The sequence below is a fragment of the Sphingomonas sp. UBA978 genome, from assembly GCF_002292295.1.
Lineage (GTDB): Bacteria > Pseudomonadota > Alphaproteobacteria > Sphingomonadales > Sphingomonadaceae > Sphingomonas.
Genome location: NZ_DBBS01000021.1, coordinates 109,543 through 122,882, shown reverse-complemented (window position 1 = coordinate 122,882; position 13,340 = coordinate 109,543). Strand labels below are relative to the sequence as shown.

At 68.0% G+C, this 13,340-nt stretch carries 14 protein-coding genes; 4 read left to right on the top strand and 10 right to left on the bottom strand.

What is annotated here, in order from left to right; genetic code table 11:
- Nucleotides 1-139 precede the first annotated feature (139 nt).
- Entirely contained in the window at nucleotides 140-1,291 is a 1,152-nt protein-coding gene (locus tag B2515_RS15555; RefSeq protein ID WP_293877886.1) for an N-acetyltransferase, read from the top strand.
- Between the two features lie 22 nt (nucleotides 1,292-1,313).
- Here B2515_RS15555 and B2515_RS15550 read toward each other — a convergent pair whose 3' ends face one another.
- From B2515_RS15550 to B2515_RS15510, 9 genes are all read right to left on the bottom strand, one after another.
- Nucleotides 1,314-1,667 (bottom strand): HesB/IscA family protein, encoded by a 354-nt coding sequence (locus B2515_RS15550; RefSeq protein WP_293877884.1) that lies wholly within the window; start codon nucleotides 1,665-1,667, stop codon nucleotides 1,314-1,316.
- Nucleotides 1,667-2,134: an SUF system Fe-S cluster assembly protein gene (locus B2515_RS15545; protein WP_293877882.1), complete on the bottom strand. Its 468-nt coding sequence runs from the start codon at nucleotides 2,132-2,134 to the stop codon at nucleotides 1,667-1,669. Before B2515_RS15545 ends, B2515_RS15550 begins: the two co-directional genes overlap by 1 nt.
- Complete coding sequence (locus B2515_RS15540) at nucleotides 2,131-3,339, bottom strand: aminotransferase class V-fold PLP-dependent enzyme (RefSeq protein WP_293877880.1); 1,209 nt, start codon at nucleotides 3,337-3,339, stop codon at nucleotides 2,131-2,133. The genes B2515_RS15545 and B2515_RS15540 overlap by 4 nt, the downstream gene beginning before the upstream one ends.
- Nucleotides 3,336-4,409, bottom strand: coding sequence for a SufB/SufD family protein (locus tag B2515_RS15535; RefSeq protein ID WP_293877878.1), 1,074 nt, complete (start codon nucleotides 4,407-4,409; stop codon nucleotides 3,336-3,338). The genes B2515_RS15540 and B2515_RS15535 overlap by 4 nt, the downstream gene beginning before the upstream one ends.
- A complete protein-coding gene (locus tag B2515_RS15530; protein WP_293877876.1) occupies nucleotides 4,406-4,660 on the bottom strand; it encodes a hypothetical protein in 255 nt (84 codons plus the stop codon). Before B2515_RS15530 ends, B2515_RS15535 begins: the two co-directional genes overlap by 4 nt.
- A gap of 62 nt (nucleotides 4,661-4,722) precedes the next feature.
- A complete protein-coding gene (sufC, locus tag B2515_RS15525) occupies nucleotides 4,723-5,466 on the bottom strand; it encodes a Fe-S cluster assembly ATPase SufC (RefSeq protein ID WP_293877875.1) in 744 nt (247 codons plus the stop codon).
- On the bottom strand, nucleotides 5,453-5,767 hold the full coding sequence (locus B2515_RS15520; RefSeq protein WP_293877873.1) for a hypothetical protein: 315 nt from the start codon (nucleotides 5,765-5,767) through the stop codon (nucleotides 5,453-5,455). The genes sufC and B2515_RS15520 overlap by 14 nt, the downstream gene beginning before the upstream one ends.
- The gene (sufB, locus tag B2515_RS15515; RefSeq protein WP_293877871.1) at nucleotides 5,764-7,248 is read right to left on the bottom strand and encodes a Fe-S cluster assembly protein SufB; all 1,485 of its coding nucleotides are present in this window, start codon (nucleotides 7,246-7,248) and stop codon (nucleotides 5,764-5,766) included. Before sufB ends, B2515_RS15520 begins: the two co-directional genes overlap by 4 nt.
- A 2-nt stretch (nucleotides 7,249-7,250) precedes the next feature.
- Nucleotides 7,251-7,718: an SUF system Fe-S cluster assembly regulator gene (locus B2515_RS15510; RefSeq protein ID WP_293877870.1), complete on the bottom strand. Its 468-nt coding sequence runs from the start codon at nucleotides 7,716-7,718 to the stop codon at nucleotides 7,251-7,253.
- A gap of 329 nt (nucleotides 7,719-8,047) precedes the next feature.
- Between B2515_RS15510 and B2515_RS15505 the strand changes: the two genes are divergently transcribed.
- The 3 genes from B2515_RS15505 to B2515_RS15495 are packed head-to-tail and all read left to right on the top strand — an operon-like array spanning nucleotide 8,048 to nucleotide 12,703.
- Entirely contained in the window at nucleotides 8,048-9,073 is a 1,026-nt protein-coding gene (locus tag B2515_RS15505) for a quinone-dependent dihydroorotate dehydrogenase (protein ID WP_293877868.1), read from the top strand.
- A 40-nt stretch (nucleotides 9,074-9,113) separates the two neighbouring features.
- Nucleotides 9,114-10,847, top strand: coding sequence for a gamma-glutamyltransferase (gene ggt, locus B2515_RS15500; RefSeq protein ID WP_349676254.1), 1,734 nt, complete (start codon nucleotides 9,114-9,116; stop codon nucleotides 10,845-10,847).
- Nucleotides 10,848-10,891: 44 nt separating this feature from the next.
- Nucleotides 10,892-12,703, top strand: coding sequence for an AMP-dependent synthetase/ligase (locus tag B2515_RS15495; protein ID WP_293877866.1), 1,812 nt, complete (start codon nucleotides 10,892-10,894; stop codon nucleotides 12,701-12,703).
- A 3-nt stretch (nucleotides 12,704-12,706) separates the two neighbouring features.
- Here B2515_RS15495 and B2515_RS15490 read toward each other — a convergent pair whose 3' ends face one another.
- Nucleotides 12,707-13,048: an ArsC family reductase gene (locus B2515_RS15490; protein WP_293877864.1), complete on the bottom strand. Its 342-nt coding sequence runs from the start codon at nucleotides 13,046-13,048 to the stop codon at nucleotides 12,707-12,709.
- Nucleotides 13,049-13,340: the final 292 nt, after the last annotated feature.

The window sequence follows — 13,340 nt, the reverse complement described above, 5'->3', positions numbered from 1 at the left end:
CCCAGATAGTGGCGACAGCGTGGCATTTACAGGTCGGCGCGGTTGCACGCCGCGGCAACGTTCCGATCACAGATGACGGAATCGTCACTCGCTTCGCCGCTGGGGCGTGCTAGATCGCAGGCCAAATGGGAGGCCCGAATTGAGCGACCTGACGATCACGCCCGTCACCACCAAGCGCGAGCGCAAGGCGTTCGTCGACCTGCCGTTCCGACTCTACAAGGACGATCCGGCCTGGGTGCCGCCGCTGAAGGGCGAGGCGCTGGGGCTGCTCACGCCCGAGAAGAACGGCTGGTACAGCCATGCGAAGGCCCAGCTTTTCCTGGCGCATGAGGGCGGACGGATCGTCGGGCGCATCTCCGCGCATATCGATACCTTGGCACTGACGATGCCGGTCGAACAGGGCTTCGGTCCCGGCGTCGGCCAATGGGGGCTGATGGATGCCGAGCGCGAGGAAATCTTCGTGGCGCTGCTGGCGAAGGCCGAGGGCTGGCTCCGCGAACAGGGCATGACGCGGGCGCTCGGCCCGATCTCGCAGTCGATCTGGGAGGAGCCGGGGCTGCTGGTGCAGGGCCACGACCATGCGCCGACGATCATGATGGGCCATGCCAAGCCCGAGTATCAGGGCTGGATCGAGCGCGCCGGCTACGCAACGGTGAAACAGCTGTTCACCTATGAACTCGACATCACGCAGGAGTTTCCGCCGATCGTGAAGCGGATCATCCGCTCGGGCGAAAACAACCCGCGGATCGTCGTGCGCGAGGTCGACAAGCGCAAGTTTGCGGAAGAGGCGGCGATCATCCTGTCGATCCTCAACGATGCGTGGAGCGACAATTGGGGTTTCGTCCCCCTCACCCCGCCCGAGATCAAGGACGTCGGCGTCAAGCTGAAGCCGATCGTGTTCAACGACCTGATCCGCATCGCCGAACTGGACGGCAAGCCGGTCGCGTTCATGATTACCCTGCCCGACCTCAACGAGCCGCTGAAGCCGCTCAATGGTTCGCTGCTGCCGTTCGGCTGGGCGAAGCTGCTGCTCTGGCTGCGTAAACCGAAGGTGCGGACGATGCGCGTGCCGCTGATGGGCGTGGTCAAGGAATTGCAGGCGTCGCGGATGGCGAGCCAGTTGGCCTTCATGATGATCGAATATATCCGCCGCGCCTCGGTCGCGCATTATGGCGCGAGCCGCGGCGAGATCGGCTGGATCCTCGACGACAATCAGGGGATGCGCTCGATCGCCGAGACGATCGATAGCCGGGTGAACAAGGTCTACAACGTCTACGGCAAGGACCTGTAGGCGGTCCCCTTCGACGGCGTCGTTACACCGTGAAGCTCTCGCCGCAGCCGCAGGCGCCCTTGGCGTTGGGGTTGGCGAAGACGAAGCCGGCGGTGAAATCGTCCTCGATCCAGTCCATCGTCGATCCGACGAGGTAGAGGATCGACCCGCCGTCGACGAACAGGGTGCCGCCCGGCGTCTCGATACGCTCGTCGAACGGCTTCGCTTCGGTGACGTAATCGACCGAATAGGCGAGGCCCGAACAGCCGCGGCGCGGCGTCGACAGCTTGACGCCGATCGCCCCTTCCGGCGCACGCGCCATCAGGTCGGCGATCCGCGCATCCGCCGCGGCGGTGAGGATCAGCGGCGCAGGGCGCTGGCGCAAGGTGGTGGCCATCACAGCATCCCCAGTTCGAGCTTGGCCTCGTCCGACATCTTCTGCGGGTCCCAGGGCGGGTCCCAGATCAGGTTGACGTCGGCGAAGGCGATGCCCGGCACCGCGGCGACGCGCATCTCGACCTCGGCGGGCATCGATTCGGCGACCGGGCAATGCGGCGTGGTCAACGTCATCGTGACGACCGCCTGCCCCTCCGCGCTGACCTCGACACCGTAGATCAGGCCGAGGTCGTAGATGTTGACCGGGATTTCCGGGTCGTAGATTTCCTTTAGCGCGTCGATGACGGCCTCATAGAGCGCGCCGCCGGGTTCGCCGGGGGCATCGCCCTGCGGCTGTTGTTGGAGGAAGCCCGACAGATAGTCGCGTTCGCGCCCGGACGCCGTCTGGGCATCCGCCGCATCCTCGACGCGCGCCCTGGGCGGCGGGGTGACCGCCTCCACTTCCTCGACACGGATCGTATCGCTCATCCGAAAATCCTCGTTACCCGTTCGACGCCGCGGACCAGCGCCTCGATATCCTGCGGCCCATTATAGACCGCGAAGCTCGCCCGCGCGGTGGCATCGATGCCCAGCGCCTCCATCAGCGGCTGCGCGCAATGATGCCCGGCGCGGATCGCCACCCGGCCCTCGTCCAAGATGGTGCCGACATCGTGCGGATGCACCCCCCGAACCTCGAAACTGACGATGCCGGCGCTGTCCTCCGGTCCGAACAGGCGGACCGAATTGAGCGACGAGAGTGCGGCACGGGCGTCACGGACCAGCGCGGCTTCGTGCGCATGGATGCGATCGATGCCGATCCCTTCGACGTAATCGATCGCCGCGGCGAGGCCGAGGCCGCCGACGATATGCGGCGTTCCCGCCTCGAAGCGGCCCGGCGGGGGCGCGTAGGTGGTGCGCGCGAAGCTGACGCGGTCGATCATCGATCCGCCGCCCTGCCAGGGGGGCATCTGCGCCAGCAGCTCGCCCCGGCCCCACAGCACGCCGATCCCGGTCGGGCCGTACAGCTTGTGACCGGAGAAGACGTAGAAATCGCAACCGATTTTGGCGACGTCGACGGCGATGCGCGGCACCGCCTGACAGCCGTCGAGCAGGATCTTCGCGCCGACGCGGTGCGCCAGATCGGTCGCCCGCTTCGCATCGAGGACCGAGCCGAGCACGTTCGAGACATGCGCCAGCGCGACCAGTTTGTGGCGCTCGGTCAGCATCGCTTCCATCGCATCGAGGTCGATGCGATGGTCCGCGGTCAGCGGCACGACGTCGATCGCCGCGCCGACGCGCTCCGCCGCCATCTGCCACGGCACGATGTTGCTGTGGTGCTCCAGCATCGACAGCAGGATGCGGTCGCCGGCCTTGAGCTGCGTCGTTGCCCAGCTGTGCGCGACGAGGTTGATCGCTTCGGTCGCGCCTCGCACGAAAACGATCTCGTCCGGCGTCGTCGCACCGATGAAGCGTGCGACCTTGCCGCGGGCGGCCTCATAGGCGAGCGTCATGTCGGCGCTGCGCTGGTAGACGCCGCGATGGACGGTGGCATAGGTTTCGGCATAGCCGCGCGTGATCGCATCGATGACGACCTGCGGCTTCTGCGCGGTGGCGGCGGTGTCGAGATACGCCCAGTCCTGCGGGATGGCCGGGAAATCGGCGAGCGCGTCGAGCGGGGTTTCGGTGGTGGTCACAAAGCCCCGTCCAGCCACGCGTCGGCATCGGCGGCGAACGCCTCCCGCACGGTTTCATGGGCGATCCGGTCGATCGCATCGGCGACGAACGCACGCGTCAGCAGCGCCCTGGCGCGCGCGGCGGGGATGCCGCGGCTCTGCATGTAGAACAGCGCGCGCGCGTCGAGTTCGCCGACCGTCGCGCCATGCGCGCATTTCACGTCGTCGGCGAAGATCTCGAGCTCGGGCTTGAGGTTCACCGTCGCAGTACGCTGGAGCAGCAGGCCGCGCAGCGACTGTTCGCCATCGGTCTTCTGCGCGTCGCGCGCGACCTCGACCGCAGCGGCGAGGCTGACGGTCGAGCGATCCGCAGCGACCGCACGCCACAGCTGGTGCGACTGGCCGTTGGGGTGGGCGTGGCGGACGCGGACCGCGCATTCCTGGCGCTGGTCGTTGCGGGTCAGCAGCGCGCCGCCGAGTTCGGCATAGGCGCCGTCCCCGTTCAGCGTCAGCGCCGCGTCGAGCCGTGTGCCCGCCGCGGTGGCGCCGAGCGCGACCGAAACGAAGCTGGCGGCTTCGGATATCGCCACCTCGTCGCGGGTCGAGACGAAGCCGGCGTCTTGCACGATGCGGACGGCGCGCATGACGCGGGCGCCCTGCCCCAGCTCGAATCGGGTCAGCGTGTTGGTCCAGCCGGCGCCGGTGAAGCTCTCGACCAGCGTCAGCACGGCGTCGTCGCCGAGCGTGATGACGAGGGGCGTGTGGCTGTCCTCGCCGGCGTTGACGCGGGCGATCTCGATTCGGGTGACGGTGCGCGGGGCGAGCGTGATCGCATGGCCCTGGCCCGCGGCGTGGCGGGCGAGCGCGTGATCGCTGCTGACGGTTGTCGGAGCGATGGCGAGGTCGCCGGGGCGGCTTAGATGGTCAATGAGACAACCATCGACGAACACCAGTCTCGCCGCGTCGGGGAGGATTGCATCCGGCACCGCGGCCGATCGGGGCGTCAGTACGCGGGCGGCTTGCAGCGCGGGCATGTCGGCCCAGCGGAAGGCTTCCTCGCGGGTGGTGGGAAGATCGAGGACGGCGGTCATGCGGCGGCTCGCTGCAAGATGGATTCACGCGAAGGCGCGAAGACGCGAAGAGAAGAAGGATTTTGTTCGCGCGGAGGCGCGGAGGCGCGGAGAAGAAGAGGAGAAGATGTGATGGCGCCTGCGGCGCGGGGCTGCTTCGTGCGCGTCAGCGTACTGCAAAAATCGTTGGCGATGATCGACGGGAGCAAGCCTTCCGCCACGCCATCTCCGCGCCTCCGCGCCTCCGCGCGAACAAAAATCTTCTCGATCATGCCCAACGACCTGCCAAGGGCCACACCCTCTTCGCGGCTTCGCGCCTTCGCGTGAAAACCGATCACGCCGTCACCCCCGCATAGCCCTCGCGCTCCAATTCATGCGCGAGGTCGGCGCCGCCGGAGCGGACGATGCGGCCGTCCGCCAGCACGTGGACGAAGTCGGGCTGCACATAGTCCAGCAGGCGCTGATAGTGCGTGATGAGCAGCACCGCCTTGTCGGGGGCGCGCATGATGCGGTTGATGCCGTCGCCGACGATGCGCAGCGCGTCGATGTCGAGGCCGCTGTCGGTTTCGTCGAGGATCGCGAACTTCGGGTTGACGACGCCCATCTGCACCATCTCGTTGCGCTTCTTCTCGCCGCCGGAAAAGCCGACGTTGACCGGGCGCTTGAGCATCTCGGCATCCATATCGAGCTTGCGCGCTTCCTCGCGCGCGAGCTTGAGGAATTCGGCGCCCGACAGCGGCTTTTCGTCGCGCGTGCCGCGCTGGGCGTTGAGCGCCTCGCGCAGGAACTGAACGTTGCTCACGCCGGGAATCTCGACCGGATACTGGAAGCCGAGGAACACCCCCGCCGCGGCGCGTTCGTTGGGCGCGAGTTCGAGCAGGTCCTGCCCGTCGAAGGTGATTGAGCCTTCGGTCACCTCATAGCCGGGGCGGCCGCCGAGGACATAGCCGAGCGTCGACTTGCCCGCACCGTTCGGGCCCATGATCGCGTGGATCTCGCCCGCGTTCACGGTGAGGCTGAGGCCCTTGAGGATCGGCTTGCCGTCGATCTCGGCGTGGAGGTTTTCAATCTTGAGCATTGCGGCTTTCTTCCTTGGCACGATCGCGAGCCACGGCTGCGAAGACGCCTTCGTTAATGCAGGTCAGCAATCCGGTGCGGGCGACGGAACGTCTGCCGACACAGATGCGCGCAGCCGAGCAGGCCGCTTCATCGATAAATCGATCGCCGCTCGACACCCGCGCTCGACAGCCGCGCAATTGCCCGGCGTCGATATTCAAATCCAGTTGCAGCTTGCGAAGCCGTCTGCCGACGACGCTGATCTCATCGGCGGGCGGCGCCTGCGCCACTGCCAACAACGCCACGGCGATCGGCCTAATCACCCGACCGAGCCTTCGAGGCTGATCCCCAGCAGCTTCTGCGCCTCGACCGCGAATTCCATCGGCAGCTGTTGCAGCACCTCGCGGGCGAAGCCGTTGACGATCAGGGCGACCGCGGCCTCCTGATCCAATCCGCGCGACATCGCGTAGAAGAGCTGGTCCTCGCTGATCTTCGACGTGGTCGCCTCGTGCTCGATCTGCGCCGAGGGGTTCTTCACCTCGATATACGGCACGGTATGCGCGCCGCATTGATCACCAAGCAGCAGCGAATCGCATTGCGTGAAGTTGCGGACGTTCTCCGCGGTCGGGCCGACGCGGACGAGGCCGCGGTAGGTGTTGTCCGAGCGGCCGGCGCTGATCCCCTTCGACACGATCGTCGAGCGCGATCCCTTGCCGAGGTGGATCATCTTGGTGCCGGTGTCGGCCTGCTGGCGGTTGTTGGTCACCGCCACCGAATAAAATTCGCCGACGCTGTTCTCGCCCGCGAGCACGCAGCTGGGGTATTTCCAGGTGATCGCCGAGCCGGTTTCGACCTGCGTCCACGATACCTTGCTGTTCCGACCCTGGCACAGCGCGCGCTTGGTGACGAAATTGTAGATGCCGCCGACGCCGTTCTCGTCGCCCGGATACCAGTTCTGGACGGTCGAATATTTGATCTCGGCATCGTCCATCGCGACCAGCTCGACCACCGCAGCGTGAAGCTGGTTCTCGTCGCGCATCGGCGCGGTACAGCCTTCGAGGTAAGAGACGTAGCTCCCCTTGTCGGCGACGATCAGCGTGCGTTCGAACTGGCCGGTGTTTTCCGCGTTGATGCGGAAATAGGTCGACAGCTCCATCGGGCAGCGCACGCCCTCGGGAATGTAGACGAAGGTGCCGTCGCTGAAGACCGCCGAGTTCAGCGTCGCGAAATAATTGTCGCGCTGCGGCACGACCTTGCCCAGCCACTTGCGAACGAGGTCGGGATATTCCTTGATCGCCTCGCTGATCGAGCGGAAGATGACGCCGGCGGCCTCCAGCTCCTTGCGGAAGGTGGTGGCGACCGAGACGCTGTCGAACACCGCATCCACCGCGACGCGGCGCTTGGGATTACCCTCCGCGTCGAGATCCTCGACACCGGCGAGCATCTTCTGCTCGGCGATCGGAATGCCGAGCTTCTCGTAGACGCGCAGGATCTCCGGATCGACCTCGTCGAGACTGCCGAGCTTGGGCTTCGCCTTGGGCTCGGCGTAATAATAGGCGTCCTGATAGTCGATCGGCGGCACGTTGAGCTTGGCCCAGTCCGGCGCCTCCATCGTCTGCCACAGGCGGAACGCCTTCAGACGCCAGTCGAGCATCCATTCCGGCTCGCCCTTCTTGGCGCTGATATAGCGGACGGTGTCCTCGTTCAGGCCCTTGGGTGCGAAATCCTGTTCGATATCGGACGAAAAGCCCCATTCGTAGGTCTTGGAGACGGCCGCATAGGCCTCTGCGTTCTTGGTCGCCATGGTTACACCTGTTCGCCGAGAAGGGCGGGAATGGGGCTGGACACGATATCGTGGGTCGGAGCGGGCGCGCGGGAAAGGCGGGCGAGCGACACGCCGGCGAGCGCGCCGCGGACCGCTTCGTTGACCACGCCCCAATGGGGGCGGACCTGGCAATTGCCCTCGATCGCACAATCGTGGCGGCTGCCCTCGACGCAGGAGGTCATCTGGATCGGCCCTTCGACCGCCTCGATGATGTCGGCGAGGCTGATCGCCGCCGCCGGCCGCGCGAGGCGGAAGCCGCCGCCGGTGCCGCGCGCGCTCTCGATCAGCCCGGCCGCAGACAGCCGACTGACCAGCTTCTGCGCGGTCGGCAGCGGCACGCCGGTCTCCTCAGCGAGCAGCGTCGCATTGAGTCGCGCCTCGCCGCCGCAATGGCGCGCGGCGGCGGACATCATCACGACCGCATAATCGGCTAGGCTGCTGAGACGCATCGGCTCCGGATCAGTTGTTGCGAGCAATTCGCAAATCGGATCAATTCGATCCGATTGCCAGATAGGCTTTTGTGCGCTGCGGTCAAGGTGCGGGGGCAATCGGCGGGGGTGATGGCGACGCCGACAACCCTCCTGCCGTCATCCCCGCGCAGGCGGGGATCCATACACGCTGACGCTGCGCCCACGCCGATACAGTGGCGTATGATACAGTGGCGTATATGGATCCCCGCCTGCGCGGGGATGACGAAGAGGTGTTACGAAAGGGGGTGACCAAGGCGAAACGACGCCGCGCTTTGACCTTCGTCGACCGCAATGCGATGGGCGCGCCCATGTCCTACGCCCTCCGCCCGCTCCTCTTCGCCCTCGACGCCGAGCGCGCCCATGCCCTCACGCTGCGGGCGCTGGCGGTCCGGGCGGCACTCCCCTACCCCGCCGCGAAGGCCAACCCGCGCCTCGCCACCCGGATCGGTGCGCTCGCCTTCGCCAACCCGCTCGGCGTCGCCGCCGGCCTCGACAAGGACGGCGTCGCGATCGAGGGCCTGTTCGGGCTCGGCTTCGGCGCGGTCGAGATGGGGACGCTGACGCCGGTGCCGCAGGCGGGCAATCCGAAACCGCGGCTGTTCCGGCTGGTCGCCGATCGCGCGGTCATCAACCGGATGGGGTTCAACAACGGCGGGCTCGAAGCGGGGCTGGCGCGGGCGCGGGTCGCGACGCGCGGCACCGGGCGGCTGGGGATCAACGTCGGCGCCAACAAGGACGCCGCGGACCGCGTCGCCGATTATGTCGCGGGCGTTGCCGCCGCCGCGCCGATCGCCGATTACGTCACGATCAACATCTCCTCGCCCAACACGCCCGGCCTGCGCGACCTGCAGCATGGCGCGGCGCTCGACGACCTGCTCGCCGCCTGCACCGCGGCGCGAGGGGACACGCCGCTGTTCCTCAAGATCGCACCCGACCTTGATACGACGGCGATCGACGGCATCGTCCGCGCCGCGATCGGCAACCGGATCGACGCGCTCATCATGGGCAACACCACCGTCTCCCGCCCCGCCCTGCGCGCGCCGGAGGCCGGCGAGACCGGCGGCCTGTCGGGTGCACCGCTCGCCACGCTCGCGCGCCAGCGGCTGGCGGACGTGCGCAGCGCCGCCGGCGGCAGCATCGCGCTGATCGCCGCGGGCGGGATCGACAGCGGGGCGGAAGCCTATGCGCGGATCCGGGCGGGCGCGAGCCTCGTCCAGCTCTATTCGGCGCTGGTGTTCGCGGGGCCGGGCCTGCCCCGCCGCATCCTGCGCGACCTCGACGCGCGGCTCGCGCGCGACGGCTTTGCGAATGTTGCCGAAGCCGTAGCGGCATAATCGGTTGCCCTCGCCGGGCCAGCCGTTAGGCTTTGCCGCGATGAAGACCCTGTCGATCGCCCTCGTCGCCGCGACGCTGCCGCTCACCGCCTGCGCCGCGCAGACGGCCCGCGCCGCGCCCGGCAAAGCCCCCGGCATGGTCAGCGCCGCCGATCCGCGCGCATCGGCGGCGGGGGTCGAGATCCTGAAGGCGGGCGGCAGCGCGACGGATGCGGCGATCGCGACGATGCTGGCGCTCAACGTCGTCGAACCTCAGAGTTCGGGGATCGGCGGCGGCAGCTTCTGGGTCAGCCATGCGGCGAAGACGGGCAAGGTAACGACGATCGACGCGCGCGAAACCGCCCCCGCCGCCGCCGACACGCGCTGGTTCTACGCCCCCGACGGCACGCCGATGGACCATATGCAGGCGGTCCCCGGCGGGCGCAGCGTCGGCGTACCGGGCGCGCTGCGCGGCATGGCGCTGGCGCACCGCCAGTCGGGCAGACTGCCCTGGGCCAGGCTGTTCGAACCCGCGATCCGGCTGGCGCGCGACGGCTTCCAGGCGACGCCGCGGTTCCGCAATTCGGTCGCCTCCTATGGCAGGCACCTGACGCCCGAGGCGCAGGCGACCTTCAACATCCCCGCCAGCGGCATCGTCCGCAATCCGGCGCAGGCGGCGCTGCTCGGGCGGATCGCCGCGCAGGGTCCCGACAGCTTCTACGTCGGCCCGCAGGCGCAGAAGCTGGTCGCCGCCGTCAACGGCGCCGCGCGCAACCCGTCGAAGATGACGACCGGCGATCTCGCCAGCTACGATGCCAAGCCGCGCGATCCGCTGTGCGTGCCCTACCGCAGCTACCGGATCTGCGGCATGGGGCCGCCATCGTCGGGCGGGGTCACGGTGATGATGATCCTGAAGCAGCTCGAACGGTTCGACATGGGCAAGCTCGGCAAGGATTCGCCCGTCGCCTGGCATCTGTTCGCCGAATCCTCGCGCCTCGCCTATGCCGATCGCAACCTCTACGTCGGCGATCCCGATTACGTCCGCGTGCCGGTCGCGGGCTTGCTCGATCCCGCCTATCTGGCGTCGCGTTCCGCCCTGATCTCGCCCGCCGCGACCATGGCGCGCGTCGCCGCGGGCACGCCGCCCGGCGCACCGGCGCGGACGCCGGCACCGGTAAGCGAGGTCGCCGGCACCACCGACCTCGCCGTCGCCGACCGCGACGGCAATGTCGTCGAGGTGACGACGACGGTCGAGGGGCCGTTCGGGTCGGGGCTGGTCGTCGACGGCACCGTCCTCAACAACGAACTCACCGATTTCGACACCGTTCCGGTCGACGCGGGCTATCTGGTCGCCAACCGGGTCGAAGGCGGCAAGCGGCCGCGCAGCTCGATGGCGCCGACGATCGTCTACGATGCCGCCGGCAAGGTCCGGCTGGCGGTCGGCGCGGCGGGCGGGTCGACGATCATCGCGCAGATCGCCAAGGCACTGGTCGGCGTGCTCGACTGGAACCTGTCGGCGCAGGAATCGATCGCGCTCGGCCTCGTCTACGCGCCCGGCCCGGGTGCGACCCTGGAAGCCGGATCGTCCGCCGCCGCGTTGCAGGCGGGGCTGACCGCGCTCGGCGAGCGGGTGCAGGTCGCGCCGATGGGGCTGAAGGCCAATGCGATCGAATGGCGTCGCGGCCGCTGGGTCGGCGCCGCCGATCCGCGCAGCGAAGGCGTAGCGATCGGCGAGGATGGCAGCATCAGCGACATCTCGCGGATGGCGCCGGTCGTCAATCGCCCCTCGGAATGAACGACGACGGCGGGCCATGAGCCCGCCGCGGCAGGAGAGACATGATGACCGGCCCCAAGGCGTCCCGCCCACGCAGCCTCGAACATTTCCCCAATCTCGTCACGATGTTCTTCACCCGGGCACGCGAGAAGGGCGACGCGCCGTTTCTCTGGGCCAAGACCGATGGCGCCTGGGTTTCGACCAGCTGGGCGGAGGCGGCGCGACAGGTCGCCAGCCTCGCCGCCGGGCTCCGGGCGATCGGCATCCAGCCGGGCGACCGGGTGATGCTGGTCAGCGAGAACCGCCCCGAATGGTGCATCAGCGACCTCGCGATCATGGCGGCCGGCGCGATCACGGTGCCGACCTACATCACCAACACCGAACGCGACCACGCGCATATCATCGCCGATTCGGGCGCCTGCGCGGTGATCGTCTCGACGGACAAGCTGGCGCGGACGCTGTTGCAGGCGGTGCTGCGCTCCAACCGCGGCCAGCCGGTGATCGGCATCGACACGATCCGCGCACCCTCCGCCGGCATCGACTTCCACAACTGGCATGCGCTGATCGCGGATCACCCGACCGACCCGGCGGTGACGGCAGCGGCGGCGACGTTCGAGCGCGGCGACCTCGCCTGCATCATCTACACCAGCGGCACCGGCGGCGCCCCGCGCGGCGTCATGCAGCACCACGGCGCGATCCTGCACAACGTCAAGGGCTGCGCGGCCGTGATCTCGGAGGATTTCGGCTGGGACGACGAGGTGTTCCTGTCCTTCCTCCCCCTCTCCCACGCCTATGAACACACCGGCGGCCAGCATTTCCCGATCGGGCTCGGCGGCCAGATCTATTACGCCGAGGGGCTCGACAAGCTCGCGTCGAATATCGAGGAGGTCCGCCCGACGATCATGTTCGTGGTGCCGCGCCTGTTCGAGGTGCTGCGGACGCGGATCAGCAAGGCGATCGAGAAACAGGGCGGGATGTCGTCCTATCTGCTCGCCAAGGCGCTCGACGTCGGCGCCCGGGCGAACGGCGGCACGCTGCGGCTGGTCGATCGCCCGGCGCAATTGCTGGTGGCGACGCTGTTCAAGCCCAAGATCGCCAAGAAGTTCGGCGGCCGGATGAAGGCGATGGTGTCGGGCGGCGCGCCGCTGACGCCGGAGGTCGGGCTGTTCTTCCAGTCGCTCGGCGTCACCTTCCTGCAGGGCTATGGCCAGACCGAGGCGGCGCCGGTCATCTCGTGCAACCGGCCCAAGGCGGGCATCCGCATGGATTCGGTCGGCCCCGCGCTTGACGATACCGAGGTGGTCATCGCTGCCGATGGCGAGATCCTCGTCCGCGGCGAACTGGTGATGCACGGCTACTGGCGCAACGAGGCCGAGACCGCCCGCGTGCTTAAGGACGGCTGGCTGCACACCGGCGACATCGGCGAGATCGACGACGCCGGCCGGATCACGATCACCGACCGCAAGAAGGACCTCATCATCAACGACAAGGGCGAGAATGTCGCCCCCCAGAAGGTCGAGGGCATGCTGACGCTGCAGCCCGAGATCGTGCAGGCGATGATCGCCGGCGACCGGCGGCCGTATATGGTGGCGCTGCTGGTACCCGACCCCGACTGGACGCAGGAATGGTGCGCCGCGAACGGCACCTCGTGCAAGTTCGAACGCCTCGCCGAAAACAGCGCCTATCGCACCGCGATCGGCCAGGCGGTGGAGCGGGTGAACAAGGACCTGTCCGTCACCGAACGCATCCGCCGCTTCGTGCTGGCGGACGAGCCCTTCGCGATCGAGAACGAACAGCTCACCCCCAGCCTCAAGATTCGCCGCCATGTCATCCGCGGCGTCTACGGCGAGCGGTTGGACGCGCTCTACAAGGCATGAGCGTCAGCGCAGCACGTCCCAGGCATCGGGCCTGAACCCGACCAGCAGCGTCTCGCCCTGTTCGACGACGGGTCGCTTTATCATCGACGGCTGCGCGCGCATCAGCGCCATCGCCCGCTCCGCATCCAGCCCGGCCTTGTCCGCATCGGGCAGCTTGCGGAACGTCGTTCCCGCCCGGTTGAGCAACGTCTCCCACCCCAGCCGGTCGACCCAGCCCCTGAGCCGGTCGGGATCGACGCCGGCGGTCTTATAGTCGTGGAAGTCATAGGCGACGCCCGCCGCATCCAGCCAGGCGCGCGCCTTCTTCACGGTGTCGCAGTTCCTGATCCCGTACAGCGTCGTCATCGCCCCACTCCCCATTAACCGCCGCAACCACGCGGCGGGCGGTTCGAGGCGCCATCTGCCGCGCGATGCATGCCGGAACAAGCCATCGCCTTCTGGAACGCCCCTTCAGTTCCCCGGCGAATACGTTCCCCGGCGAAGGCCGGGGCCCAGTTGGGAAAGCCGTTGCGGGTCATCACGACCCTTCGCCCAACCGGGCCCCGGCCTTCGCCGGGGAGCAGAGAATGGGTGATTCGCGCGATCGCACCCCAACCCTTCGGCTCCCGCCGGCGAACCTCTGCCACGCGAAAACGCG

Excerpts from the sequence above, each read along its gene's own strand:
- B2515_RS15530 (WP_293877876.1), bottom strand. The coding sequence starts at position 4,660 with ATGATCGAGAAGATTTTTGTTCGCGCGGAGGCGCGGAGGCGCGGAGAT.
- ggt (WP_349676254.1), top strand. The coding sequence starts at position 9,114 with ATGAAGACCCTGTCGATCGCCCTCGTCGCCGCGACGCTGCCGCTCACC.
- B2515_RS15510 (WP_293877870.1), bottom strand. The coding sequence starts at position 7,718 with ATGCGTCTCAGCAGCCTAGCCGATTATGCGGTCGTGATGATGTCCGCC.
- B2515_RS15535 (WP_293877878.1), bottom strand. The coding sequence starts at position 4,409 with ATGACCGCCGTCCTCGATCTTCCCACCACCCGCGAGGAAGCCTTCCGC.
- B2515_RS15490 (WP_293877864.1), bottom strand. The coding sequence starts at position 13,048 with ATGACGACGCTGTACGGGATCAGGAACTGCGACACCGTGAAGAAGGCG.
- B2515_RS15550 (WP_293877884.1), bottom strand. The coding sequence starts at position 1,667 with ATGGCCACCACCTTGCGCCAGCGCCCTGCGCCGCTGATCCTCACCGCC.
- sufB (WP_293877871.1), bottom strand. The coding sequence starts at position 7,248 with ATGGCGACCAAGAACGCAGAGGCCTATGCGGCCGTCTCCAAGACCTAC.
- B2515_RS15545 (WP_293877882.1), bottom strand. The coding sequence starts at position 2,134 with ATGAGCGATACGATCCGTGTCGAGGAAGTGGAGGCGGTCACCCCGCCG.
- B2515_RS15505 (WP_293877868.1), top strand. The coding sequence starts at position 8,048 with ATGTCCTACGCCCTCCGCCCGCTCCTCTTCGCCCTCGACGCCGAGCGC.
- B2515_RS15495 (WP_293877866.1), top strand. The coding sequence starts at position 10,892 with ATGACCGGCCCCAAGGCGTCCCGCCCACGCAGCCTCGAACATTTCCCC.
- sufC (WP_293877875.1), bottom strand. The coding sequence starts at position 5,466 with ATGCTCAAGATTGAAAACCTCCACGCCGAGATCGACGGCAAGCCGATC.